This window comes from Pseudomonas sp. LBUM1648 (assembly GCF_059716145.1).
Genome location: NZ_CP166808.1, coordinates 3790331 through 3813929 on the forward strand (window position 1 = coordinate 3790331; position 23599 = coordinate 3813929).

Below are 23599 nucleotides of genomic sequence, written 5' to 3' on the forward strand. Positions count from 1 at the left end.
CAAAGCCCCGATCAGATGCGCTTCAAGGCCTGTTTATGGGCATACATCGCCCCATCTGCATCTGCCAGCAGTCGATCCACCGTGTCATGCCGCTGCGGGTCATATTCGATCTGGCCGACGCTGAAACGAATGGCATAACCACGGTGCAACGTAGCGTTGCGCTCTTCGAGGATTTCCTTGAGCCGCGCCATGATCGCCGTGGTTTCGATATGACTGGAGCCGGTCAGCAACGCCACAAACTCATCGCCGCCCAGACGCCCGACCACATCACTTTCGCGAAAGGCAATGCGCAGCACATCAGCGAAGGTCTTCAATGCACCATCGCCCTCGGCATGGCCATAGAGATCGTTGATCTGCTTGAAGTCATTGAGGTCGAAAAACAGCAAAGTGGCCGGCCGGTTCAGCCGCGCGCAGGCGTCCAGTGCATGCTGGGCCAATTGCTTGAAACCGCGACGATTGGAGAGCAGCGTCAGCTCGTCCATGCTCGCCATTTGCACGGCCGTCAGCTCTTGCTCGGCCATCTCTGCCAGATCACGCAGCAGCGCGCGCTCTTCGTCGTCGAGTTCGCGGGGTTTGGTGTCGATCAGGCACAGCGTGCCCATTTTGTTGCCAGTAGGCACGGTCAGTGGATAGCCGGCATAGAAGCGAATGTGCGGCTCGCCGGTCACTAGCGGATTGTCGTGAAAGCGCTCGTCCTGGCGGGCATCAGGCACCAGCAACAAGTCATTCTTGAGAATGGCGTGGCCGCAGAAAGACACGTCCCGCGAGGTTTCAGTGACATTCAGCCCGACACAGGACTTGAACCACTGACGATCCTTGTCCACCAGCGTCACCAAGGCGATCGGCACATTGAACAGACGCTTGGCCAGTCGCGTGAGTCGGTCGAAACGCTCTTCGGGAGCCGAATCGAGAAGGTCGAGGCCGTGCAGCACTTGAATTCGCGCGGCTTCATTGGCGGGTTTTCCGGGAACCAGCATCACACACTCCATCGAGGTCAGTGGCCCTTAGAGTAGCCTGATTCGCCGCCCGGTCACACCGTCAACTCCCGGCCACCGGACATGGCCCGCCAGCATCAGCCCAGAGCTTGAACTGGTTCACGAATAGGTCGTGCGGCACCGGCACCGGCGCACGCCCTGTTCCGGGATTCCAACCCCAGAGCACCAGTTTGTCCTCGCTGACGTGTTTGATCAGCGCGGCAAAATCGCGGTCACCGTTGCTGGAACGGTCCTTGATCATTGCGCACAACTTGTCCGGCGGCAGGCCGATCCAGGCCATTTTGTGCGCGGCCGGTGGCAGGCTCCAGTGCGGCGCGCCCGGTGGTGCGTGGGGGCCGTAACTGGCCGGCGGATTGCTTTCGGCATGACAGGTCGCGCAGGGCAAACCGGCGGCGCCTTTGCCGTCCATGCCGCGCACCACGTTCATCGCGTGTGGCGTGCCGGCATCGAACTGCAGCGGTGAGTCCCCGGGGATGTGGCAGTTCTGGCAGCGCGGGCTCTGGAAAACTTTCTGAATCGTGCCGAACGCCTTCAAGGCTTCCTGATCCTCGGCGAACAAGTCTGAGGCGTAGCCGCCCAACCCAAGCAAAACCACCGTTCCCAACAGCAGATGTCGTTTCATCTCACACCCCCGACAGTTGCAGCGGCAGCTCGCGCAGGCGTTGCCCGGTCAAGGCAAACAGCGCGTTGGCCACCGCCGGCGCGGTCGGCGGCACACCGGCCTCGCCGATGCCGCCGGGTTTCTCGCTGCTGGGCACGATATGCACCTCGACCACCGGCATCTCGTTGAGCCGCAGCACCTGATAATCGTGATAGTTGGACTGCACCACCCCGCCGTTCTTCAGCGTGAGCTTATTGTGCAACGCCATGCCCAGGCCGAAGGTGATGCACGACTCCATCTGCGCGGCGATGCTCTGCGGGTTGACCGCGATCCCACAATCCACCGCACACACCACCCGATGCACACGAATGGCCAGATTGTCCTGCGAGACCTCGGCCACCTGCGCCACATAACTGCCGAACGACTCGTGTACCGCCACGCCCAAGGCATGGCCGTCAGGCAACGGCGCTTTCCAGTTGGCCTTCTCCACCGCCAGATTGAGCACGCCGAGATGCCGCGGATGCGCCTTGAGCAGCGTACGTCGATATTCCAGCGGGTCCTTGCCCGCCGCTGTGGCCAGTTCATCGATCAGCGATTCCATGACAAACGCGGTATGGGTATGCCCCACCGAACGCATCCACAACACATTGATGCCGGTCTGCGGCGAGTGCAGCTCGACCTGATGATGGGCCAGGTCTTTGACGTAAGGGCTGTCGGCGACGCCCTCGACCGAGGTCGGATCGATGCCATTTTTGACCATGGTCGCTTCCATCAACGTGCCGGTCATGATTGACTGGCCGACCAGCACATGCTGCCAGGCCAGCGGCAGCCCATCGGCACCAAGCCCCACACGCGCCTGGTGCAGGAACATCGAACGGTAGTAACCGCCACGAATGTCATCCTCCCGCGACCACACGGTTTTTACCGGCATGCCTGCCGCTTTCGCCACCTCCACCGCTTCGGCGACAAAGTCCGAGGTCGGATTGGCCCGCCGGCCAAAACCACCGCCGAGGAATTCTGTGTGGATTTCCACTTGCTCGGGTTTCAGCCCGGTGATTTTCCCGGCGACCATCTGATCCAGCGTCTGAAACTGCGTACCCGTCCAGATCTCACACTTCTCGGCGCTGATTTTTACCGTGCAATTCAAGGGTTCCATCGGCGCATGGGCGAGATAAGGCACGCTGTATTCGACGTCGACTTTCTTCGCCGCTTTGCTGAAATTACCCTTGGCATCCCCGGCCTGACTGGCCGAAGTGCCCGGTGTCGCGGCCAGTTTGCGAAAGCTCTCGAGCAGTTTTTCACTGTTCAGATCCGCGTGCGGCCCCAGATCCCAATCAACCTTCAGCGCGTCGCGACCCAGTTTCGCCGCCCAGTAATGGTCAGCGATCACCGCCACACCGGTCGGCACTTGCAGCACTTTATGCACGCCCGGCACCGCCAGCGCCTCGGCGCCTTCGAAGGATTTGACCGTGGCCCCGAACGCTGGCGCGCGGGCGACCATGGCGGTCATCAACCCTTCAAATTGCACGTCCATGCCGAACTTGGCGCGACCGGTGATTTTCTCCGGGGTGTCGAGGCGTTTGGTGGGTTTGCCAATGACTTTCCAATCCTTGGCCTCTTTGAACGTGATGGATTTAGGGTCCGGCACTGGCAGTTGCCCGGCGGCGTCGGCCAATTCGCCATAAGTCGCGCGTTTATCACCCGCGATCACCACGCCCGATTCAGTGCGAATCGTCGAAGGCGCCACCTCAAAACGCTTGGCCGCCGCTTCCACCAGCATCTGCCGCGCCGTAGCACCCGCCAACCGATAGCGGTCGAACTCCATCCAGGTTGACGTCGAGCCACCGGTAATCTGCATGCCGCCAAAACCGGGCATGCCGTAATCCGCTGCCGAAGCCGGCGAATGTTCGACACGTATTTTCGACCAGTCGGCATCCAGCTCTTCGGCGATCAGCATGGTCAGGCCAGTCCAGATGCCCTGCCCCATTTCCGAATGGCCAAGCAGCACGGTGACGCTGTTATCAGCGGCGATACGCAGGAAAGCGTTCGGCGCGAAGACCTTGCCTTCATTCTCTGCCGCCAAAGCAAAACGATGGGCACCGGGCACGACAAACGCCACCACCAGACCGCCGCCCAACATGGCGCTGCCCTTGAGAAAACCCCGACGCGATACGGGACTGTTCATGGTCTACCTCCCCGTCAGGTTCAACCGATCTCGGACGCACGTTTGACCGCGGCACGAATTCTTGGGTAGGTGCCGCAGCGGCAGATATTGCCGGAGAGCGCCTGATCGATATCGCTGTCGGTGGGTTTGGGAATCTTCGCCAATAAAGCAGCGGCGGACATGATCTGCCCGGACTGACAGTAACCGCACTGCACCACATCAAGTTCGGCCCAGGCTTGCTGCACCGGGTGCGAACCGTCCGTGGACAAGCCTTCGATGGTGAGAATTTTCTGCCCATGGGCGACGGCGGTGGCCGGGGTGATACAGGCGCGCAACGGCGCACCATCGACATGCACGGTACAGGCGCCGCACTGGGCCATGCCGCAGCCGAATTTGGTACCGGTCAGGTGCGCGACATCGCGCAGGACCCAGAGCAACGGCATGTCCGCGGGGACATCGAGCTCCTGATCCTTGCCATTGATATTCAAGGTCAGCATCGGGAAATTTCCTCAGACTCACGGTGTTCTGAAGGGGCGTTGCTGCGGCCATCAATGCCTGCGCGCGCCTCGGCTTATCCCATTCAGCTAAGCGCAATTTGCGTTTTAGGCCAGATGCGGCGACCGCCGGTCATGCAGATGTCGGCTTTAATCCTACAGTTGATAACGGCTCTCACCCGAGTGAGCGCGCGGGCACGCTCGTCATGCAAACCGATCCTCCACACTGGTCAGGAGTAGCAAACATGGGATTTGTCACCACCAAAGACGGCGTCGAGATTTTCTACAAGGACTGGGGGCCGAAAGACGCCCCGGTCATCCACTTCCACCACGGCTGGCCACTGAGTTCGGATGACTGGGACGCGCAGATGCTGTTCTTTCTGGGGCAAGGCTTTCGGGTGATTGCCCATGATCGCCGGGGCCATGGGCGCTCCAGTCAGGTCTGGGATGGCCACGATATGGATCACTACGCCGATGATGCCCTGGCCGTGGTCAACCACCTGGGCGTGAAAAACGTCGTGCATGTCGGCCACTCCACTGGTGGCGGCGAAGTCATCCATTACATCGCCCGCCATGGTCAGGACAACGTCGCCAAAGGGGTGCTCATAAGCGCCGTGCCGCCATTGATGGTGCAGACCGAGAGCAATCCGGGTGGTTTGCCGAAATCAGTGTTCGATGATTTGCAGGCGCAACTGGCGGCGAATCGGGCGCAGTTTTATCGCGATATTCCGAGTGGGCCTTTTTATGGCTACAACCGGCCGGGGGCCACGCCGTCGGAAGGCATCATCGCCAACTGGTGGCGTCAGGGCATGATCGGCGGCGCCAAGGCGCATTACGACGGCATCGTGGCGTTCTCGCAGACGGATTTCACCGAAGACTTGAAGAAGGTAACCGTGCCGGTGCTGGTGATGCATGGCGAGGATGATCAGATTGTGCCGTATGCGAACTCGGGGCCGTTGTCGGCCAAGTTGCTGCCCAATGGCACGTTGAAGTCGTATCCGGGGTTTCCGCACGGGATGCCGACGACTGAGGCGGAGACGATTAACGCGGATCTTTTAGCCTTTATTCGCGGCTGAGTTGAACAGCAGCCATCCACTTCCCCTGTGGGAGCGAGCCTGCTCGCGAAAGCAATCTGTCAGTTGCACTTGAGCTGAATGACCCACCGCTTTCGCGAGCAGGCTCGCTCCCACAATGGGTCCACTATTGCTCTGTGCGCTCTGTGCCTTCACGGTCACGTTCGTAATGGTGAGCCAGTGGCAGCGCCGGTAGCCACGCCTCACGGCGAATGGTCCAGAGCTCATAGGTGGGCTTGCACTGGTTCGGTTCATCGAGCGACCCGACGTTGACTTCGACTTCATCTGCCGAACGCGTGAACACCGGTGAGCCGCAGCGCGGGCAGAAAAAGCGCCCGTTATAGTCACGGGTTTCGCCGATGACCTTCAACGCATCCTCGGGAAATATGGCCGAGGTACCGAACAGCGCGCCGTGGCGCTTGCGGCAGTCGAGGCAGTGGCAGATGCCGACGCGGTAGGGCTGGCCTGTCACTTCGAAACGGACATCGCCGCAGAGGCAACCGCCGGTGAATGGGTTCATGTTGCACCTCCTCCTTCCGCCATCCGACATTTTTCATGCATAAACATCATTCTCTGAGCGCGTTTAAATGACACGCCGCGTTACGCCATACAGGCTACAACACCTTGCGCCGTTACCTACGCGTACGCCAGAATCCGCCGGCTTGTGCGCTTAGTCCTCGACCTCTATCGTTTCCCTGCCACTGCCGATCAGTGGTCGGGTTTAGTAGCCCGATTGGTATTAGTAAGTGCATGAGCACCATTCAGTCAGGTAGGTCGTTTTCCTGCACTTGATGGTGGTTGTGCGCAGGGCGCTCTCGGGCGCGCCGGTCTTGCTAATTCCACCGGTCTACTAACCTGCGCACAGCCGCCACCCTTCTTTTAGTAGAGAACGGTTGCGGCCCTACTTTAGGAATTAGATATATGTTCAAAGTTACGCCTAACCCACCACACACCGATCCAATCCCCCACGACCCCGCGCTTGACCCGCAAAAGGTAAAAGAGGCGACCGATCGCGCCCTCGACTACTACCTCAAACCCGAAAACCTGGCGGCTCCGCCAAGTTCGCCCAAGCCTCGCCCCGTCTTTCTCGTCGACCCCACGCTGGATGACGAAACCCTGCTGGTCGAAGCCTGTGAATCGCTGTCATACGCCCATGCCATGGCCGGTAACATCGCCGACTCGGTGGGTGGCCCGGAGCGTAAACCGCTGCTGGCGCTGCAACAGGTGATCATGTTGAACGAGCTGTTGGTCAACCGATTGCTGGATAAGCTGCGCCTGCCGCGTTAGGTACCCGACGGATCGCCATGCAGGGCCAGTGCATCCTGCATGGCGATCTTGAGTCCGGCGTCCATACTGATTTTTTGCAAACGGCATCCTCCACTCAACTGTCCGGACACCGACATGCCCTCCCTCGAATCCACCCTTTTGCAGAGCTGGCACGACAACGCCCACGCCTGGATCGAAGTGATCCGCAGCGGCGCCATCGAAAGCCGTCAACAGGTCACCGATCAGGCGATTCTGTTGGCGATCATGGGCCGTCAATCGCAGCGGGTGCTCGACCTCGGTTGCGGCGAAGGCTGGCTGTTGCGGGCACTGGTGGATCGGGGCATTGAGGCGACGGGCGTGGATGGCGATGCGACGCTGGTGGAAGCGGCGCGTCTGGCCGGTGCATCGCAGGCGCATGTCGCCAGTTATGAAGCGTTGGTTGAGGCTACGGTGGACATCGGTCGCGACTATGACCTCATCTGTGCGAATTTCTCTTTGCTGCAACAGGACATCATCCCGTTGCTCGCCGCGATGAACGCGTTGCTGGTGCCCGGCGGCGCACTGGTGATTCAGACATTGCACCCTTGGGTCGTCGCGGCGGGTGATTATCAGGACGGCTGGCGGGAAGAGACGTTCGCCGGGTTCAAGGGCCAGTGGCAACCGATGCCCTGGTACTTTCGTACGTTGTCGAGCTGGGTCAACGCGCTGGACATGGCCGGATTTCAACTGGCCGCACTGCAAGAGCCACAGCATCCGCAAAGCCCTGTGCCGCAGTCTTTGCTGCTAGTGGCTGAGCGGTGCTAGTTTCAGAGCCTTTGCCGGCCAGAGCTAATACACTCGGCCACTGGCCCGCCGGGATGACTTCGATGAAACACGCTGCCGCGAAAAACCCTGAAAAAGCCCCACGCTTCTGGCGCGACGACGCCCTGCCCTTTATCGAGGCGCGGGCCATCGCCGATGGTCGCGAGGTTTGTTATGCGCGGCATTCTCACGCGCATTTTTCTATCGGTGCGATCACCGCCGGGCGCAGCACGTATGTGCATGAACAGGCACAGTTCGAAGTGGCGGCGGGCACCGTGGTGCTGATGAATCCCGGTGATGTGCATGCGTGCAATCCGATCGATGATCAGCCGTGGTCATACGTGATGCTGTACGTGGAAACGCCATGGCTGACGGATTTGCAGCATCAACTGGGGTTTGCCGCCGACGTGGAATTTCGTCGCTTCGCGACCACGCATCTCGACGACGCCAGGCTGTTCAATGATCTCAACGGGTTGTATGAGGTGCTGGTCAATGACCAACAGGATGTCTTGCGCAAACACAGCGCCGCGGTGGAGTTTTTCACCGATCTGCAACTGCGCTTGAACCCGGCGCAAGCGCCCGTGCGAGAACCGAATTTCAAGCTGGAACGCGCCGCCGATTTCATCCGCGAACACTGCACCGAGCTGCTGAGCCTCGACGACATTTGCAGCGCGGCGCAGCTGTCACCGTCCTACCTGATCCGCGCTTTCAAACAGCATTACGGCATGACGCCGCACGCGTTTGTGATCAACCAGCGCATCCAGTTCGCCCGCGAGCGTTTGCGCAGTGGACGGTTGATTGCCGATGTGGCGCTTGAAGCGGGGTTTGCCGATCAGGCGCACTTTCAACGGGTGTTCAAACAGCATCTGGCGGCAACCCCCGGCCAATATCGCGGCTGACTTTGGGAGAAGCTACGATCTTGTTCATGCCCGTATTTCCATCTTGCGCTACGTGCGTCACTGATAAATAAAACCGATAGGTTGTTCACACTTTAAGTATCAGGATTTAAAACACAGAACAGGAAATCTGTTTGTGCCGCCGGTGTACCCTGACCACCATTTTGAAGGACTAGAAGAATGCTCTACACCCTGATAAAAAAAACAACTGCTATCTACAGATGGATTTCCGCAATAATATAAGTAACCAACAATATAAGAATACTTCCTTGAGATAATAAGTATACGAGCATCAGTTTCCTGCTGCGGTATGACTGTTCCACCCATATTGCGAACCCATTGCACTGATTCTGTATGGGTCATAAGCGTTGAACTAAACAAAACACGCGTAACATTTTCGCAGAAAACCTCTACCGATCTTCTTTGTAGCGCACTATCCGTCACCGTGATTATCGCCTCGCCATTTCCCTGACTTTCAATAAATCCCTCAGAGTTGACAGACACGATGAGCGCGTCTGATGTTGCAAACGTGTAAGGGCGAACGCCGCCAGACACGTTAATTTTTGCAGTGGCGCCCGCAGGGTAGTCGCCAGTGAGAACCCATTGGTTCTCCAATTCCGAACCTGCGATCGAGACATTGGGACCGGAAAGCCTGACAGGGGTATCGACGATAAATTCAGGCACGCCTGTACCTGTCACTTGAGCCTCGGCTGCACTCGAAATCCCGATCACCTTGCCGTCTTTAAGTTGCTCATATACCACCCTCACCTTGGCATCTTCAATGACCTTGGCATTGGGGATATCCCATGAAAATTGTCCAGGGACTTGGGTTATGGGCAATGTCGCCTCATGAGTGGCGACTTGTTTACCCTCAAGCATAGCCGTGAATACCAGGTGGATCTCATCACCGGTGGCCCAGATTTGCGTAACCAGATGGATCAACGCCCATAACGGCCCGCCATTCATTTTACCCAGATCGACTTCGGCTGATTCATCGTTGTTCTCAGTCAGTATTTCCCGAAGAATTGCTGGTTGCAGCGTGACAAGTTCGGTGTCGACATTCGCCTCGATGGTTCTTGACCAACGGCGCTTGTCCGTCGGGTTGTTGACCTGATCGACCACGGTGTAGGCGATCGGAAACCGCACATTGCTACCCGCCAGTTCGAACATCGCCCGGGTCACGGTAATCACGTAAGGCCGGCCTTCCTGGCCGGGTTGTACGGTGTAAGTGAAGCGCTCCCGGCTCAACTCAAGCGTGATCAGGTCATACGCTCTCATGAATGGATAGGACAACGTCATGGGGACCCCCTTGTCGACCTCGTCCTTGCCGATCTGCGGGGGATCGCCCAACTCCGCCGGCAGGCTGAGCGTCAGGTCGGGGTGAGCGCCGCTGCCGGGCACATCGTTGCCACCGGGAAGGTCTCGGTAGTAAAGCGCCCATGATTCCGTCGAAGTGGAGGCATTCCCGCTCACGCGCTCGACGTCATACGTGAACACGTGCACACCGTCATTGAGCGATGACTGGAAGACGTTGAACGACGTCTGCTTATTCTGATCAGCCGTTGGCACCGGTTTGCGTTCCAGCAACTGCCGTTGTGTATCCCGGGGCCCCTTCACATACAGCGCAATATTGAGATAACTGCCGCCCGTCGGCGGGTCTACGATAGCCTGCACCGCCCCTTCCCGACTGCCATCACGCCTGATGACTTCCTTGAAACTCGATTGCGGCAGCCCTTCAACCGGCGTCCCGGCCGGCGGTGCGGGATCGACAATCACGCCAGAGGTCGCCCCGGCGAATTTCAGCGGATAGAGCACGAGCACGCCAGGGATTGCTTGATCAGATGTCATGAGGAACCGTCCTTGATAATGGGGCCGCAAGGCGGCCGCTATACAAGGGATTAAACACCCGGAGCAAATGTGTCGCCCACTGTCAGAAATTACAGGTAGACAGCGTTTTCTGACGGACGGTCAGCACCAAAAAGTCTGCAATCGGGTGACCTTGCCTGGCTGCTACGGCAACAACAGATAAATCGCACTCACCACCAACAACCCCGCCATCAGCCTGTTGAACAGGCGCATCCCCGCCGCGTTGCTCAGATAGCCGCGCAAGAACGTCCCGGCATACACCCAGCAGCCCACCGACAGATAGCAGATCACCAGATACACCGCCGCAAACTGCCAGACCAACCGGGCCTCGCCATCGGCGACAAACGCGCCCATGCCGGCCACGCAGGCCAGCCAGGCTTTCGGGTTGAGCCACTGCATGACCGCGCCATAGAGCATCGATGGCGCGCGGCCCGAGTCGCCGGCGTTCAACTGCCCGTTGTCGGTCGCCAGCTTCCAGGCCATGAACAGCAGAAACGCCACCCCGGCCAGTTGCACCACGCGGGTCATGAACGGCCAGAGCTTGAGGACTTCATGCAGGCCCAGCCCCATCAGCACCAGTAGCAGCACAAACCCCAGCGTCGCACCGAGGACATGCCGCTGGCTGGCGCGAAAGCCGAACTGCGCGCCGGAACTCAGCGCGACGATGTTGACCGGGCCGGGGGTAATGGACGCGGCCAGGGCAAACGCCGCCATCGAAACAATCAGACTCATCGCACACCTGCTTCAAATCGGGGAACAAGGCGCTCACGGTAACCAGCGCCCCGCCCCCGGTATTGAAGAAAATCACCCTGCCAACAACACACTTTGTAAAGGAGCTGCCGCAGGTTGCTCCTACACGGGGTTCAGGTGTTTCGGCGATCAGTCCAGGCGCGGCACGGTGAAGCGGAACTCGCTGCCCTGCCCCACCTCGCTTTCGGCGAAAATCCGCCCGCCATGGGCTTCGACAATGCCTTGGCTGATGTACAAACCCAGGCCGGTGCCGGTCGGGTTGCCCTCTTTCACAGTCCAGTAACGGTCGAAGACGCGGGCCAGGTTTTCCTTGGGAATGCCTTCGCCACTGTCGCGCACGGTGAAAACAATATCGCTGCCCACGGATTTGGCCAGCACATCGACTGCGCCCAGGCGCGGGGTGAACTTGATCGCGTTGCCGACCAGATTCGACAGCACCTGAAACAAGCGCTCGGGGTCGGCATGGATACGCAGGCCGGGATCGGCCTCAAAGGAAATGCGGATGTCCTTGTCCTGCGCCAGCGGCCCGAGCAAGGCTTGAGCTTCGTCGAACATCTGCCCCACGTCGAGCCGCTGCGGCGTAATGGTGTAGCGTCCGGCATCGATTTTCGAAGTATCGAGCAAGTCTTCCAGCAGCGTATTCATGCGTGCGGCGGCCTGTTGCATGGTGTCGATGGCCGTGGAGATGCGCCGCGAGGGATGGTGACCTTCGGAGCTGAAGTCCTTTTGCAGCAGACCGCAGAGCATCGAAATGACCGTCATCGGGTTACGCAGGTCGTGCGAGACCACCGCCACCAACTCATCACGGGCGTGCACCGCATCCTGCTCGCGGCGCACCTGGCGGGCCAGATCGTTTTCCAGCGCCGAACGGCGCAGGTCGTTGGCGGCGAACAGGTCGCCGTGGCTCCACTTGGTGGAGATCCCGGCCATCTCGACTTTCCAGATTTCGAACGACGTGCGCGGACGCAGATGCAACCCGGCGTCGGAATTTTCCAGCGCCAGCGGTTTGCGCGGATCGCCGCTCCAGTTGATGTTTTCTTTCACCTCGGGACGGAACCACAGCACGCCGTTTTCCACCGGTTTGGGCAGACTCATGGCAAGCACGCCGCTGGTTACCTGCTGATATTGCGCGGCCGGCGGATAAACGCTGGCCAGGTGATGACTGGCGAACACCGACTGGCCGCTCTCTTGCAACCATTTGTGCAGGGCGCGGATCTCATCGGGTTCCGGGCAGATACCGTAATGGTGCATCTGCTTGCCTTCAATGATCGCGACACCGCCCGCATTGGTCAGCGCCATGAGGGTTTGCGGCAGGTTTGCCAGGCCATCGAAAACGTTTTGCGGCGAATCGATCATCGCTTGGTTGAGCAGCGCCAGCGCATCGAGCTTCTCTTCTCGCTGACGGCTGATTTCCAGAGATTCCATCGCGCTGATCTGCAACGACAGCACCTGGCCGATGGTCTGGCATGCGCTGCGCAATTCATGCGGCACATGCAACGGCTGACGGTTGCCGCAACTGATCAGGCCCCACAGCTTGTCGCCCTTGAGCAGGGAAATGCTCATCGACGACAGCACGCCCATGTTCTTCATGTATTGGCAGTGAATCGGCGACACGCTGCGCAGCGTGGCAAAACTCAAATCCAGCGGCGTCTGCGTATCAGGACGCAGCTTCGGCACCAGCGGCACCGGTTGATAGTCGGCATTGGGGATGATCCGCAGCCAGTTGGTGCGGTACAACTCGCGGGCCTGCTCGGGAATGTCCGAGGCCGGGAAGAACAGGCCATTGAACACTTCCATCGACGGGGAGGAGGCTTCGGCGATGACCTGACCGTGACCCTCGTCCTCGAAACGGTAGATCAGCACCCGGTCGTAACCAGTCAGGGCCTGGATTTCCTGGACGCTGATGTCGTACAGCGCCTGCAACGTGGTCGCCGCGTGCAGGCGCTGGAGCATCCGCCCCAAGTGGGTTTGATTACCGGCAACGTTGCGTGGCTGGAAGTTCTCCGCGTGGATTTCCAGCTCCAGAATCAACACGCCTTGATGGCGATGCAGCAAACCTTCGAACGCCGTGCCATTGAGCTGAAAACGCAGCGGTGGCACATCGAAGAGTGCCGGTTGCAGCAACGCCACGCGCACGGCCTGGGCATCCACGTCGCCGATCAGGCGCTCCAGCGGCTGACCAATAAGCTCTTCTGGCGCGCGGGCCAGCAGGGTTTCGACGTTGGCGCTGACTTGAATGATGTCCAGCGCAGGCTCGCTCAGGGTCAGCAGCAAGCCGTGGGGCTGGATCGCGCCGGGGAAACGAATCGGCTCGTCGGCACAATTGCTCAGCAGTTGTTCAAAAGTCGCTTTTTCTTGCTCGGTCACGCCAGCACCTCCTGGCTTTCGAGCCAGCGCTCGAAACAGCTGAATGTAGATTGGGCGGCACACACGACGGCCTCACGCTCGGCGGCGTCCATCGGGCGACTGCCCAGGTATTCGATGAAATCACGCCAGCGCCGACCGGTCGCGGCACCGTAAATATCCAGAAACGCCGCGCCGTTGTCGGCATCCACAGCCAGACGCGCGGCGATTTCCCGGCGCAGGATCTGCCCGCCCAAGGTTGCGCCTTCAAGCACGTACAACACGCCAAGGCAGGCAGCGCTGGAGTCGATCAGCGGCAACTGCTGGCAGATCGGCACGCTTGCCAGCGCGGCGTCTGCCATACCCAGTGCACGCAGGTCGCCGCGCAGCGTGTGGGTCTTGAGACGTGGCGTCAGATCAAAATCGTCGGGGACTGAACCGCTGCGCTGCAATGCGTTTTCCAGAGGCGCGTAGAAGCCGTAATAGGCCTGCATCAGGCGCCCAAAAGCTTGCGCATCGAGGGTATCGGAGAAAAAAGGAAGGCGTTTTTCCAGTGCGATGTGCAGTTCGGCAGTGCCGGCTCGCAGATCTTGCAGCACGGGAGGCACATAAATTTCACGGGCCTTTGCTGGCATGTATATCGCTCTTGGTGGGGCCGCCTGGGGCCATTCGGGTTCGCAACACAAGGGCGGAACTTACATGGCTTACGCCTATGCTCGCCGGATAGATAGCGTTATCTGGCGCAACCATCACCCTCAGATCCGTTCAGACTCGGCTCGTGTCCGGAAAGTTCGACTTGTCTGGGGACGGGCCTTTGAGTTCGACCTGATTGCCATCCGGATCAAAACAGTACAGCGACAGGCCGTTGCCCTCGGCGCCGAAGCGGGTGGCGGCTTTTTCGACGCTCAGGCCGTGTGCCTGCAAGTGGGCGATCAGCGCCGCTTCATCGAACGGCTCGATGCGCAGGCAGAAGTGATCAACGTTGCGCCGCTCGGCACCCGCCGCCCCGCCGCCCTTGCGCCCGAGTTCGCCGGCGAGATCAATCAGGTCGATCAACGAAGTGCCGGCGCGCAGGTGCACCAGCCCCAGCGGCTCGTTGTATTTGACCACTTCGGCGCCGAACACACGGCCGTAGAAGTCGATGCTGCGTTGCAGGTCCGCGACGCGCAATACGATGTGATCGATGTGTTGAATGACGAACGGTTGCATGGGTTGGATTCCTTACATTCAGCGACCCGTTGATTGTGGTGCAAATACAAAAAAATTCACTGTCGATTTTTCGGTGGAGCCATCGACAAACCGGTTTTACTCTGACGCCATGAACATACAAACCGCTGCCCTGCCGCCCCACGCCGAAATGGTTCGCGCCATGCTCGAAAGTGACACCGCCTATGAAGGCGTGTTCTTCACGGCCGTGAAAACCACCGGGATTTTCTGCCGCCCCAGTTGCACGGCGCGCAAGCCGAAACCGGAAAACGTCGAATTCTTCGCCCATGCCGATGAATGCATGTCTGCCGGCTATCGCGCGTGTTTGCGCTGCAAGCCGCTGGACGCGGCGGCCATTGCGCCGGACTGGGTGCAGCGCCTGCTCAACGCGGTAGAGGCCGATCCCGAGACGCGCTGGAGCGATGCGCAATTGCTCGCCGAAGGCATTGAGCCGCTGAAACTGCGGCGCTGGTTCAAGCAGCATTTCGGTATGACTTTTCATGCGTGGTTGCGCACCCGTCGGCTCGGCATGGCGCTGGGCGGGATCAGGCAAGGCACCTCGATCGATCACGCGGCGTTCGACTCCGGCTACGAATCCCTCAGCGGCTTTCGCGACGCGTTCCAGAAGTCGTTCCACATCACCCCGGGCCGTGCGGCGGCCAGCGAGCCGCTGTTGTTCACGCGTCTGACCACGCCGCTGGGGCCGATGATTGCCATGGCCGAGCGTCGTGGACTTGTATTGCTGGAGTTTCTTGATCGGCCGGCGCTGACCCGCGAAGTAGAAGAGCTGCAGAACCGTTACGGCTACGCAGTCGCCCCGGGACACAATGCGCATTTACAGCAGATCGAAGGCGAACTGGCGGAGTATTTCGCCGGCCGACTGACCGCGTTTACGGTCGCCCTGCACTTGCCCGGCAGCCCGTTCGACCGTCAGGTCTGGGCGCATCTGCTGCAAATCCCCTATGGCCACACTGCCACCTACGGCGCGATTGCCGCCGGTTTGGGCAAACCCGGCGCCAGTCGCGCAGTCGGCCTGGCCAACGGGCACAACCGATTGGCGATTGTGGTGCCGTGTCATCGGGTGATCGGCGCGGATGGCTCGCTCACCGGCTATGGTGGAGGACAGCCGCGCAAGGCGTTTCTGCTGAGGCTGGAAAACGCCGCGATGCAAATCACGCAACAACTGGCTTTCTGACGATTCGACACAACCGACAAGAAGGGATTTCGATGAACGCGCTCGACACGCAGTTTCACCAATTGCACCAGCAAGGCCTGCTGATCCTGACCAACGTAGGCGACGCCACCGGTGCGCGACTGGTCGAACATCTGGGCGGTAAAGCCGTGGCCACCAGCAGCGCCGCCGTGGCCTGGGCGCACGGTTATCCGGACGGCAACACCCTGCCCCTCGAACGCCTGGTTTCCACCGTGGAGTCGATTGCCCGGGTGATCAGCGTGCCGTTGACCGTCGACGTCGAGGCGGGTTACTCCGATGACCTCGGGCGCGTGGCCGAAGTGCTCGACGCGGTCATTGCAGCGGGCGCCGTCGGGATCAATATCGAGGACGGATCGGCTGATCCCGAATTGCTGGCGCGCAAGATCGAACTGGCGCGGCAAGTCGCCAATAAACGCGATGTGAAGCTGTTCATCAATGCCCGTACCGATGTTTACCTCAAAGGTCTGGTGCCAGCCGAAGACCGCGTCGCCGAAACCCTGCGTCGTGCCGCGTTGTATCAGGCCGCCGGCGCCGATGGTCTGTTCGCTGCAGGCGTCACCGCTGCCTACGAGATTGAAGCCATCTGCAAGGGCACTGCGTTGCCGGTCAACGTGCTGGGCTTAGCCGGCCTGCCCTCGCCTGCCGAGCTGCAAGCACTGGGCGTACGCCGCTTGAGCGCCGGTTCCGGGATCGCCGAGTTCATGTATGGCGCCATGGCAGGGCTGGTGAAAAGCTTCCTCGACAGCGGCAAACTCGATACCCACGACTTGAAGGCGTTCTCCTACGGCGAAGTCAACGGCTTGCTGAAATAGCATGGCCGAGGTCTATCAGGCTGCAACTGAATTTCTGGCCGCGCTCGATGCTGATTGGCAGCGGCACGTCGCGGCTGTCGGCCCCTGCCTGCACCAACCGCATCCGGCACGCGATCCCTACGAATCGCTAGTGCGGGCGATTGCCTATCAGCAACTGCATGCCAAGGCCGGGGATGCGATTATCGGGCGGCTGGTCGGGTTGTTTCCCGGCCAGTCGTTTCCTCGGCCTGAGCAGATTCTTGCGACCGACTTTGATCGAATGCGCGGCTGCGGGTTTTCGGCGGGCAAGATCGCGACGATTCAGGGCATTGCCCAAGCCACGCTGGACGGCGTGGTGCCGGATTACGCCACGGCGCTGGCCATGGACGACGAAGTGCTGATCGAGCGGCTGGTCAGCTTGCGCGGCGTCGGGCGCTGGACTGTCGAGATGCTGCTGATTTACAGCCTGGAGCGGATGGATGTGTTGCCAGCAGATGATTTCGGTGTGCGTGAGGGCTATCGGCGGCTGAAGGGGCTGGAGGTGCAGCCGACGCGCAGGCAAATGGTCGAGATTGGGGTGGCGTGGAGTCCCTATCGGACCGTAGCGGCTTGGTATTTGTGGCGGGTGGCCAAGCCGTAGACCGCGTTATCGTTCTTCGCGAGCAGGCTCCCACATTTGAAATGCAGTTCCCTGGGGAGCGAGCCTGCTCGCGAAGGCGTCAGTCGATTTAACACCCATTTACAGGCCAGACTTCAAGCGACTGAACGCCCGAATCAACGCCCGATTGAACGCTTTGCCGTTGTCGTTCTTGCTGTACAACGAAGCCCTCACCTCGGCCGACGGATACGTCCCCGGATCATTGCGAATCGCCGCCTCCACCAACCCGTCCGCCGCCGTGATCGCATTGGCGTAGTGAATGGTGTCGGTGATTGGCGCGATCACCTCCGGCGTCATCAGATAATCCATCAACGCCAGCCCTGCCTGCGGATGCGGTGCGTCCTTGGGGATGACCATGGCGTCGAACCAGATCAGCGTGCCCTCCTTCGGTATCCGATAACTGAGTTTGAACGGTTTGCCGGCCGCCTGCGCCTGCCCGCCGGCGATGGCGACGTTGCCATTCCACGACATCGCCACGCAGGTGTTGCCGTTGGCCAGGTCGCTGATGTTCAGGTCGTTGTCGAAGTAGCGAATATACGGACGGATTTTCGCCAGTTGCTGCTCGGCAAGTTTCAGGTCATCGAGGTTCTGCCGGTTGATGTCCAGGCCCATGTACTTCATGACCGCAGCAAACACTTCATTGGGATCGTTGAGCAGGCTCACCCCACAATCGGCGAATTTCGAGACCACCGCCGGATCAAACAACATCGCCCAACTGTCCGTCGGCGCGTCAGGCAAACGCTGCTTGATCGCCTGCTCCTGATACCCCACACCGGTGGTGCCCCAGGCGTAAATCCCGGCATAACGGTTGCCGGGATCGAACACCGCCATGTGCTGACGAAACTCCTCACCAACCCCGGCGAAGTGCGGCACTTTCGCCTTGTCCAGCGGCTGGATCGCACCGCTCTCGATGGCTCGCGACAGGTGCTGGCCAGCGGTCAGCACCAGGTCGTAACCGCTGCGCCCGGTGAGCAGTTTGGTCTCCACCGTTTCCAGCGAATCAAAGTGATCGGCGACCACATGAATACCGGTTTTCGCCTCGAAATTCTTCAGGGTATCCGGGGCCAGGTACTCACCCCATATATACAGATTGACCACCGGTTTGGCGGTGTCGGCGGCCTGCACACACAAGGGTGCAAGCACCAGCATTAACGCTTGAGTCAGTTTGTGCAGGCCCATGCTCAGGCTCCCTTCTTCAGGCCGGCGTATTGCGGCATGGTGATGCACGCGACGTTGCCGCCGCCGAGGAGGATTTCCCGGGAGTTTTCGATGCCGAAGATTTTGTGCTGCGGGAACAGTTCGGCCAGGGTCGCCAAGGCGATGTTGTCCTGGCGATCACCAAACAGGGGAACGACAATCGAACTATTGCCGGCGTAGTAGTTGATGTACGACGCGCAGATTTTCGTACCGGCCTGCCGGGTGTGGGTGCTGTCTTGCTGATCGAGACCTTCGGCCTCCTCGGCGGTCCACTCCAACACGTCCGGCTGCGGCAATTTGTGCACGATCAACTCGCGGCCACGGCTGTCGCGGGTGCTACGCAGGATGTCGTAGGCCTCCTGATAGATTTCCCACTGCGGATCATCGCGGTTGTCGGTCCATTGCAGGACCACTTCACCGGGACGAACAAAGCAAGCAAGGTCATCGACATGGCCATCGGTTTCATCGAACTTGCAGCCCCGTGGCAGCCAGATCACTTGCTCGGCACCGAGATAATCGGTCAAGCGGCGGGTGACTTCGTCCTTGCCCAGATGCTGGTTGCGATTGCGGTTGAGCAGGCATTGTTCGGTGGTGAGGATGCTGCCCTGGCCGTCGCTCTGGATGCCGCCAAGTTCGGCAATCAACGGCGCGCGATAACGGTCGAAGCGTTCGATCTCAAGGATCTTGCTGGCGATCTGATCATCCTTGTCCCACGGGTAATACAGGCCGCCGTCGAGACCGCCGTAGGCATTGAATTCGAAGTCGACACCGCGCACTTCACCGCTCTGATCGTTGACCACAAAGCATGGGCCGCTGTCGCGGAACCAGGTGTCGTTGCAGGTCATTTCCACCACGCGCACTTGCGGCGGCAACTGCCGGCGGGCGGTAGCGAATTGCGCGGCAGAAGCGCACACGGTGACCGGTTCGCTTTGCGAAATGGCCGTGACGATCTGCACCCAGACTTTCTGCGCTGGCTTGGCGCCGTTGCGCCAGACATCGGTGCGCTCTGGCCAGCCGAGCCAGCAACCAGACTTGGCTTCGAATTCGCCGGGCAGACGAAAGCCGTCGTGTTTGGGGGTGGAGTCGAGCAAACGTGCCATGGTCAAACCTCGTCTTCGGGATGGGAATGACCACAGGCTAAGGTCGTCCGCAGCACGCCCGCCAACGATGATTATTGCGGAACAGTTGAATTCAACTCATCAATCAGCCAGTTGATCGTTGAACCATTCAAGCATCTGCGCCACTGCCGGACGCTCCAGTCGCACCCGTTCGCAAACCAGCGCGTATTGGCCCAGCGCCGTCATGCTGGAAGTGAATGGCCGCACCAGCCGACCGTTCTGCAAATCTTCCTGGGCAGTAAGATTGTCGCCCATCGCCACACCCTGCCCTTGCGCCGCCGCCTCCAGCGCCAACCCGGCGTGGGCGAAATACAACTGACGTTGCGGACGCTGATCGCCGGCATGGCTGGTCAGCCACGCGGTCCAGGTCTTGCCGTCCTGATCGTCGTGCAGCAGGCAGTGGCGCGCGAGATCCTTAGGGGTTTTCAGGGTGCCTTGGTTGAACAGTCCGGGGCTGCACACCGGGAAGAATTGCAACGCAGGCAAAGGGCGAACGAAATAGGCGCTGCTGTCCACCGGGCCGGTGCCGTAGGTGATCGCCAGATCGATATCCTCGCCCGGCGCGCTGGCGTCGATGGGTTGTTCGTAGAGGTGTAAAGTGATGTGCGGATAGCGCGCGTAAAAATCGCTGAGGCGACTCATCAACCACTTCTGCGAAAGCTCAGCGGTGACGGCCAGGCGCAGTACCGCCAGCGAAGACGGGTCGCGCAGTTCATCGCAAGCATCGCCGATCAGTTCAAAGGCCTGTTGCAGGCTTTGCATCAGACGCCCGGCGGCGATGGTCGGGCGAATCTGCCGGCCTTCGCGGATGAACAGTGAGACGCCGAGCTGTTCTTCGAGCTGGCGGATCTGATGGCTGACGGCGCTGTCGGTGACACACAGCTCGGCCGCCGCCCGGCCGAAATGCGCATGGCGGGCGGCGCATTCGAAGGTACGCAGGGCGGCCAGTGAGGGGAGTCGTCGCATGGGGTTTGATCCGTTTTTTCGGCCATGCTGACCGGACAGGTGATGCGCGTCCAGCGTGCAGACTGTATCGCACTGTATATCGCCCCACCGCAGACACACCCACCGCACAATTCCCCACCCCGACGACACATCACCGATACACCCCAAGGCTCAAATGCACCGGTCGATTCAACTTCCAAAATCCACCGGAGAACTGCCATGACCTCGACCCTTTCCGCCGCCTTCAAAGGCTTGCACCTGAACCTCGACCGTGCCGGCACCTGGCTCGCGCCGCTGACTTTGCGCCTGTTTATCGCCTGGGAATTTTTCGAGTCGGGGCTGGAGAAATTCAACGGCCAGAACTGGTTCGAAGACATTCAGGAGCGCTTCCCGTTTCCCTTCGACCACCTGCCGGCGACGCTGAACTGGGAACTGTCGATGTGGGCCGAGCTGATTTGTGCCTTGGCGATTCTGATTGGCTTCGGCACACGAATTTCGGCCATCGCGCTGATCGTGGTGACTGTCGTTGCCACCGCCGCCGTGCATTGGCCCGCCGACTGGTCGTCGTTGAGCGAGCTGGCGCAGGGTTATGCGATCACCAACAAGGGCTTCGGCAACTTCAAGCTGCCGGCGATTTACCTGGCCGCTTTGGTGCCGCTGGTCTTCGCCGGGGCCGGCAAGTTGAGTGTCGATGCCTGGCTGGCGCGGGTGTTCTGGAAGCGAAGCACCCGCTGAGACTCAATGCGCGCGATCCAGCCCAACCAACAACGCGTTGTCACGGCTGTAGATGTCCGGCGCGTAGCGCACGTGGCCGGCGTTGTCGACTTGCGCGGTCCAGTAGGTCATCAGGATCGGCACCGGCGCCGACAAGCGGAATTCATGGGTGGTGCCGGTCGCGAGCAAGGTCTCGGTGCGGGCCTTTTCCGCCGGTGTGAGCAGCAGATCGCGCAGTTGCATCGGGTGCTCGACCCGCACACAACCGGAGCTGAATGCCCGAGGCCCCTTGTCGAACAGCGCCTTGCTCGGCGTGTCATGCAGGTACACCGAGAACGGATTGGGAAAGCGAATGACCATCTGCCCCAACGGATTGCGCGGCCCGGCGTCCTGACGCAGGAGAATATTGCCGGGATTGTCCCAGTCGATGTCCGCAGCGGCCAGCGGCTGGCCGTTGGCATCGAGCACTTGCAGGTTCTGGCGGCTGAGGAAGGTCTGGTCCTTGCGAATCTCCGGCAGTTTGTCTTCCTTCCAGATGGTCGGCGGCACCGTCCACGTCGGGTTCAGGGTCAGACGCGTGACGCGGGATTTGAGCAACGGTGTCTGGCGCTCGGCACGGCCAACCTGGGTGCGTGTCTGCCAGACTGGCTGGCCGCCCTGATACAGCATCAGCTCGGCCGCAGCGACGTTGACCAGCAGCCCATCAGGCTCCATGTCCTGGGCCATCCAACGGAAACGTTCGAGGTTGACCCGCAGTTGGTCGCGACGGGTCAGCGGGCTTATGTTCAGTTCGGCAATCGTGCCCGGCCCGACCACACCGTCAGCCTGCAACGAATGGTTGGCCTGGAAGCTTTTCACCGCCTCCACCAGCAAGCCTTCGTAGGCATTGCCGGGCGTGGCGATGTAATCGGTCAGATAGCCTTCGCTGTGCAGACGCAGCGCCAGTTCCGGCACGCGTTTGTCTTCCATGGACGGGCGCAGCAGCGGGCCGTTGCCGACCGACTGCCATTGCGGCAAGGCTTTGATCCTTTGCGCGGCATAGAGCTGACGCAGATTCTGGTATTGCGTCAAACGCGGCCGGGCGAGATCGAACGCCGCCGGAATGTCATGCATGCCCGGTACGGCAATCGACAACAATTCCGCCTGACGGTCACGCGGCGCTTCGTCGGCGTGCCACAGCGGTTCGAAGTGCGATTGCAGCAGACGGCCGTAATGCAGATCCTGCAGCGCTTGCAGGTAATAGCGGCTGATGTCGATGTCAGCGCACAACTCGCCGTCCTGCGGTGCAGTGGTGGCGACCGGATAGCGTTTTGGGCTGAGGCCATCGTCGGCCAACAACTGCAATTGCCCCTGTAACGCCTGCAATCGTCCCGACTCACTGGCCCACACCGGCATCCAGTCCTGCTGTTGGTAGAAGCCTTTTAACTGTTCCAGCGCCGGGCCATTGAGCTGCGTTGCAATCGCCGGGCATGACTGTCGCAGACCGATCATCACGGCCTGCAAAGGGCTTTGCGGCTCGACCGGCATTTCGGCCGGTGGCGTCGGCAGCGTCTGCAAGGGTGGCAGCGGCTCATCGGCACAAGCGACAAACGGCGCAGCGAGCAAACAAATGCTCAAGTAGCATGCGTACTTTTTGAACAACTGCTTTACTCCAATCCATGGCCATCCAGATGATGGCCAACCTTACATCAGGTGCGCTGAACAGTCAGGCTCGAATCTTCCGGCCTGCAGGTTACGACTGGACGTCAGGAGCCAAAGTGCCAAATAAGTAGCAAGCTGAGGACACTTTATAAATGTTGACGTTTTTGCGCCGACTTCTGCTGAGCACCGTGACCCTTGTCGCCGTGACCAGCCCAGCTTTCGCCGCCGGCAAACCATCGCCGGTTTTGTTCACCAGCCTCGCGCACGCCGCGCCAGAACTCAATGCCCAAGCGCTGAAAGGTGCCTTGAGCGCCATGCAATGTGCGGTCAACAACGGCGCCAAACCGTCCCGCCACCTGGCAATCATCGATTATTCGCAACCGTCCACTGAGCGCCGACTGTGGATTTTCGACCTCAACCGAAAAAAACTGGTGCTGCGCGATCTGGTCGCCCACGGCTCCAATTCCGGTGAAAACTTCGCCACGCAGTTTTCCAATGTCGAAGGCAGTTATCAGTCCAGCCTCGGCCTGTTCCGCACTCAGGAAAGCTACAGCGGCACCCACGGTTATTCGTTGCGCATGGACGGCCTGGAACCGGGCTTCAACGACATGGCCCGCGACCGCGCCATCGTCATCCACGCCGCCGACTATGTGAATCCGTTGTGGAGCAAACGTCAGGGTCGCATCGGCCGCAGTCAGGGTTGCCCGGCGGTTCGGCCGCAGATTGCCAAGCAGGTGATCGACAAACTCAAGGACGGCCAGTTCATGTTTTCGTGGTACCCGGATCAGCGCTGGCTGAAAAAGTCGCCGTACCTCAATTGCCAGCCGCAGCAGGTGGCGAGCATTTTGAGTACTCACGCCAGCTAAA

Annotated in this window: 23 protein-coding genes; 9 read left to right on the forward strand and 14 right to left on the reverse strand. The window is 60.3% G+C overall.

Annotation, left to right across the window (positions count from 1 at the left end):
* Positions 1 to 11 precede the first annotated feature (11 nt).
* From ACA043_RS17190 to ACA043_RS17205, 4 genes are all read right to left on the reverse strand, one after another.
* The gene (locus ACA043_RS17190; RefSeq protein ID WP_497657503.1) at positions 12 to 977 is read right to left on the reverse strand and encodes a sensor domain-containing diguanylate cyclase; all 966 of its coding nucleotides are present in this window, start codon (positions 975 to 977) and stop codon (positions 12 to 14) included.
* Positions 978 to 1038: 61 nt separating this feature from the next.
* The gene (locus tag ACA043_RS17195; RefSeq protein WP_489881237.1) at positions 1039 to 1617 is read right to left on the reverse strand and encodes a hypothetical protein; all 579 of its coding nucleotides are present in this window, start codon (positions 1615 to 1617) and stop codon (positions 1039 to 1041) included.
* A gap of 1 nt (position 1618) precedes the next feature.
* Positions 1619 to 3781, reverse strand: coding sequence for a xanthine dehydrogenase family protein molybdopterin-binding subunit (locus ACA043_RS17200; RefSeq protein WP_497657504.1), 2163 nt, complete (start codon positions 3779 to 3781; stop codon positions 1619 to 1621).
* 20 nt (positions 3782 to 3801) lie between these two features.
* The gene (locus ACA043_RS17205) at positions 3802 to 4257 is read right to left on the reverse strand and encodes a (2Fe-2S)-binding protein (protein ID WP_003224136.1); all 456 of its coding nucleotides are present in this window, start codon (positions 4255 to 4257) and stop codon (positions 3802 to 3804) included.
* 242 nt (positions 4258 to 4499) lie between these two features.
* Between ACA043_RS17205 and ACA043_RS17210 the strand changes: the two genes are divergently transcribed.
* The gene (locus ACA043_RS17210; RefSeq protein ID WP_401269483.1) at positions 4500 to 5330 is read left to right on the forward strand and encodes an alpha/beta fold hydrolase; all 831 of its coding nucleotides are present in this window, start codon (positions 4500 to 4502) and stop codon (positions 5328 to 5330) included.
* Positions 5331 to 5454: 124 nt separating this feature from the next.
* On the opposite strand, the gene ACA043_RS17215 is transcribed toward ACA043_RS17210, so the two are convergent.
* Positions 5455 to 5847, reverse strand: coding sequence for a GFA family protein (locus tag ACA043_RS17215; protein WP_497657505.1), 393 nt, complete (start codon positions 5845 to 5847; stop codon positions 5455 to 5457).
* A gap of 401 nt (positions 5848 to 6248) precedes the next feature.
* Between ACA043_RS17215 and ACA043_RS17220 the strand changes: the two genes are divergently transcribed.
* From ACA043_RS17220 to ACA043_RS17230, 3 genes are all read left to right on the forward strand, one after another.
* The gene (locus ACA043_RS17220; RefSeq protein WP_497657506.1) at positions 6249 to 6614 is read left to right on the forward strand and encodes a DUF6124 family protein; all 366 of its coding nucleotides are present in this window, start codon (positions 6249 to 6251) and stop codon (positions 6612 to 6614) included.
* Between the two features lie 114 nt (positions 6615 to 6728).
* Complete coding sequence (locus tag ACA043_RS17225; protein WP_401269475.1) at positions 6729 to 7397, forward strand: class I SAM-dependent methyltransferase; 669 nt, start codon at positions 6729 to 6731, stop codon at positions 7395 to 7397.
* A gap of 62 nt (positions 7398 to 7459) precedes the next feature.
* On the forward strand, positions 7460 to 8293 hold the full coding sequence (locus tag ACA043_RS17230; RefSeq protein WP_489881242.1) for a helix-turn-helix transcriptional regulator: 834 nt from the start codon (positions 7460 to 7462) through the stop codon (positions 8291 to 8293).
* 99 nt (positions 8294 to 8392) lie between these two features.
* Here the strand turns inward: ACA043_RS17230 and ACA043_RS17235 are convergent, their stop codons facing one another.
* The 5 genes from ACA043_RS17235 to ACA043_RS17255 all read right to left on the reverse strand — a co-directional run bounded on the left by ACA043_RS17235 (position 8393) and on the right by ACA043_RS17255 (position 14458).
* Entirely contained in the window at positions 8393 to 10138 is a 1746-nt protein-coding gene (locus ACA043_RS17235; RefSeq protein WP_497657507.1) for an immunoglobulin-like domain-containing protein, read from the reverse strand.
* 162 nt (positions 10139 to 10300) lie between these two features.
* Positions 10301 to 10888 (reverse strand): LysE family translocator, encoded by a 588-nt coding sequence (locus ACA043_RS17240; protein WP_497657508.1) that lies wholly within the window; start codon positions 10886 to 10888, stop codon positions 10301 to 10303.
* Positions 10889 to 11035: 147 nt separating this feature from the next.
* Entirely contained in the window at positions 11036 to 13273 is a 2238-nt protein-coding gene (locus ACA043_RS17245) for an ATP-binding protein (protein ID WP_497657509.1), read from the reverse strand.
* Positions 13270 to 13884 (reverse strand): biliverdin-producing heme oxygenase, encoded by a 615-nt coding sequence (locus tag ACA043_RS17250; RefSeq protein ID WP_497657510.1) that lies wholly within the window; start codon positions 13882 to 13884, stop codon positions 13270 to 13272. Before ACA043_RS17250 ends, ACA043_RS17245 begins: the two co-directional genes overlap by 4 nt.
* A 130-nt stretch (positions 13885 to 14014) precedes the next feature.
* Entirely contained in the window at positions 14015 to 14458 is a 444-nt protein-coding gene (locus ACA043_RS17255) for a VOC family protein (RefSeq protein ID WP_489881247.1), read from the reverse strand.
* Between the two features lie 109 nt (positions 14459 to 14567).
* On the opposite strand from ACA043_RS17255, the gene ACA043_RS17260 reads away from it, so the two are divergent.
* From ACA043_RS17260 to ACA043_RS17270, 3 genes are read left to right on the forward strand one after another with little or no spacing between them, the layout of a single operon-like run.
* Positions 14568 to 15650 carry a bifunctional transcriptional activator/DNA repair enzyme AdaA gene (locus ACA043_RS17260; protein WP_497657511.1) on the forward strand — a complete coding sequence of 361 codons (1083 nt, stop codon included), beginning with the start codon at positions 14568 to 14570 and terminating at the stop codon, positions 15648 to 15650.
* 32 nt (positions 15651 to 15682) lie between these two features.
* A complete protein-coding gene (locus ACA043_RS17265; protein ID WP_497657512.1) occupies positions 15683 to 16480 on the forward strand; it encodes an isocitrate lyase/PEP mutase family protein in 798 nt (265 codons plus the stop codon).
* Between the two features lies 1 nt (position 16481).
* Positions 16482 to 17099 carry a DNA-3-methyladenine glycosylase family protein gene (locus ACA043_RS17270; protein ID WP_497657513.1) on the forward strand — a complete coding sequence of 206 codons (618 nt, stop codon included), beginning with the start codon at positions 16482 to 16484 and terminating at the stop codon, positions 17097 to 17099.
* A 99-nt stretch (positions 17100 to 17198) separates the two neighbouring features.
* On the opposite strand, the gene ACA043_RS17275 is transcribed toward ACA043_RS17270, so the two are convergent.
* The 3 genes from ACA043_RS17275 to ACA043_RS17285 form a co-directional block, all read right to left on the reverse strand.
* Positions 17199 to 18296 carry an extracellular solute-binding protein gene (locus tag ACA043_RS17275; protein ID WP_497657514.1) on the reverse strand — a complete coding sequence of 366 codons (1098 nt, stop codon included), beginning with the start codon at positions 18294 to 18296 and terminating at the stop codon, positions 17199 to 17201.
* 2 nt (positions 18297 to 18298) lie between these two features.
* Positions 18299 to 19414, reverse strand: coding sequence for an agmatine deiminase (aguA, locus tag ACA043_RS17280; RefSeq protein ID WP_497657515.1), 1116 nt, complete (start codon positions 19412 to 19414; stop codon positions 18299 to 18301).
* A gap of 99 nt (positions 19415 to 19513) precedes the next feature.
* Positions 19514 to 20398, reverse strand: a complete 885-nt coding sequence (locus ACA043_RS17285) for a LysR substrate-binding domain-containing protein (protein WP_497657516.1) — start codon at positions 20396 to 20398, stop codon at positions 19514 to 19516.
* A 198-nt stretch (positions 20399 to 20596) separates the two neighbouring features.
* Here ACA043_RS17285 and ACA043_RS17290 point away from each other — a divergent pair, with 198 nt between their 5' ends.
* Entirely contained in the window at positions 20597 to 21112 is a 516-nt protein-coding gene (locus ACA043_RS17290) for an HvfX family Cu-binding RiPP maturation protein (RefSeq protein ID WP_497657517.1), read from the forward strand.
* Positions 21113 to 21115: 3 nt separating this feature from the next.
* Here ACA043_RS17290 and ACA043_RS17295 read toward each other — a convergent pair whose 3' ends face one another.
* Complete coding sequence (locus ACA043_RS17295; protein ID WP_497657518.1) at positions 21116 to 22732, reverse strand: L,D-transpeptidase family protein; 1617 nt, start codon at positions 22730 to 22732, stop codon at positions 21116 to 21118.
* A 152-nt stretch (positions 22733 to 22884) separates the two neighbouring features.
* On the opposite strand from ACA043_RS17295, the gene ACA043_RS17300 reads away from it, so the two are divergent.
* Entirely contained in the window at positions 22885 to 23598 is a 714-nt protein-coding gene (locus ACA043_RS17300; RefSeq protein ID WP_187680527.1) for a murein L,D-transpeptidase catalytic domain family protein, read from the forward strand.
* Position 23599 lies beyond the last annotated feature (1 nt).

What these genes read in the sequence shown, in the direction of transcription:
- ACA043_RS17190 (WP_497657503.1), bottom strand. Translation starts at nt 977, where the DNA reads ATGCTGGTTCCCGGAAAACCCGCCAATGAAGCCGCGCGAATTCAAGTG.
- ACA043_RS17195 (WP_489881237.1), bottom strand. Translation starts at nt 1,617, where the DNA reads ATGAAACGACATCTGCTGTTGGGAACGGTGGTTTTGCTTGGGTTGGGC.
- ACA043_RS17200 (WP_497657504.1), bottom strand. Translation starts at nt 3,781, where the DNA reads ATGAACAGTCCCGTATCGCGTCGGGGTTTTCTCAAGGGCAGCGCCATG.
- ACA043_RS17205 (WP_003224136.1), bottom strand. Translation starts at nt 4,257, where the DNA reads ATGCTGACCTTGAATATCAATGGCAAGGATCAGGAGCTCGATGTCCCC.
- ACA043_RS17210 (WP_401269483.1), top strand. Translation starts at nt 4,500, where the DNA reads ATGGGATTTGTCACCACCAAAGACGGCGTCGAGATTTTCTACAAGGAC.
- ACA043_RS17215 (WP_497657505.1), bottom strand. Translation starts at nt 5,847, where the DNA reads ATGAACCCATTCACCGGCGGTTGCCTCTGCGGCGATGTCCGTTTCGAA.
- ACA043_RS17220 (WP_497657506.1), top strand. Translation starts at nt 6,249, where the DNA reads ATGTTCAAAGTTACGCCTAACCCACCACACACCGATCCAATCCCCCAC.
- ACA043_RS17225 (WP_401269475.1), top strand. Translation starts at nt 6,729, where the DNA reads ATGCCCTCCCTCGAATCCACCCTTTTGCAGAGCTGGCACGACAACGCC.
- ACA043_RS17230 (WP_489881242.1), top strand. Translation starts at nt 7,460, where the DNA reads ATGAAACACGCTGCCGCGAAAAACCCTGAAAAAGCCCCACGCTTCTGG.
- ACA043_RS17235 (WP_497657507.1), bottom strand. Translation starts at nt 10,138, where the DNA reads ATGACATCTGATCAAGCAATCCCTGGCGTGCTCGTGCTCTATCCGCTG.
- ACA043_RS17240 (WP_497657508.1), bottom strand. Translation starts at nt 10,888, where the DNA reads ATGAGTCTGATTGTTTCGATGGCGGCGTTTGCCCTGGCCGCGTCCATT.
- ACA043_RS17250 (WP_497657510.1), bottom strand. Translation starts at nt 13,884, where the DNA reads ATGCCAGCAAAGGCCCGTGAAATTTATGTGCCTCCCGTGCTGCAAGAT.
- ACA043_RS17255 (WP_489881247.1), bottom strand. Translation starts at nt 14,458, where the DNA reads ATGCAACCGTTCGTCATTCAACACATCGATCACATCGTATTGCGCGTC.
- ACA043_RS17260 (WP_497657511.1), top strand. Translation starts at nt 14,568, where the DNA reads ATGAACATACAAACCGCTGCCCTGCCGCCCCACGCCGAAATGGTTCGC.
- ACA043_RS17265 (WP_497657512.1), top strand. Translation starts at nt 15,683, where the DNA reads ATGAACGCGCTCGACACGCAGTTTCACCAATTGCACCAGCAAGGCCTG.
- ACA043_RS17270 (WP_497657513.1), top strand. Translation starts at nt 16,482, where the DNA reads ATGGCCGAGGTCTATCAGGCTGCAACTGAATTTCTGGCCGCGCTCGAT.
- ACA043_RS17275 (WP_497657514.1), bottom strand. Translation starts at nt 18,296, where the DNA reads ATGGGCCTGCACAAACTGACTCAAGCGTTAATGCTGGTGCTTGCACCC.
- aguA (WP_497657515.1), bottom strand. Translation starts at nt 19,414, where the DNA reads ATGGCACGTTTGCTCGACTCCACCCCCAAACACGACGGCTTTCGTCTG.
- ACA043_RS17285 (WP_497657516.1), bottom strand. Translation starts at nt 20,398, where the DNA reads ATGCGACGACTCCCCTCACTGGCCGCCCTGCGTACCTTCGAATGCGCC.
- ACA043_RS17290 (WP_497657517.1), top strand. Translation starts at nt 20,597, where the DNA reads ATGACCTCGACCCTTTCCGCCGCCTTCAAAGGCTTGCACCTGAACCTC.
- ACA043_RS17300 (WP_187680527.1), top strand. Translation starts at nt 22,885, where the DNA reads ATGTTGACGTTTTTGCGCCGACTTCTGCTGAGCACCGTGACCCTTGTC.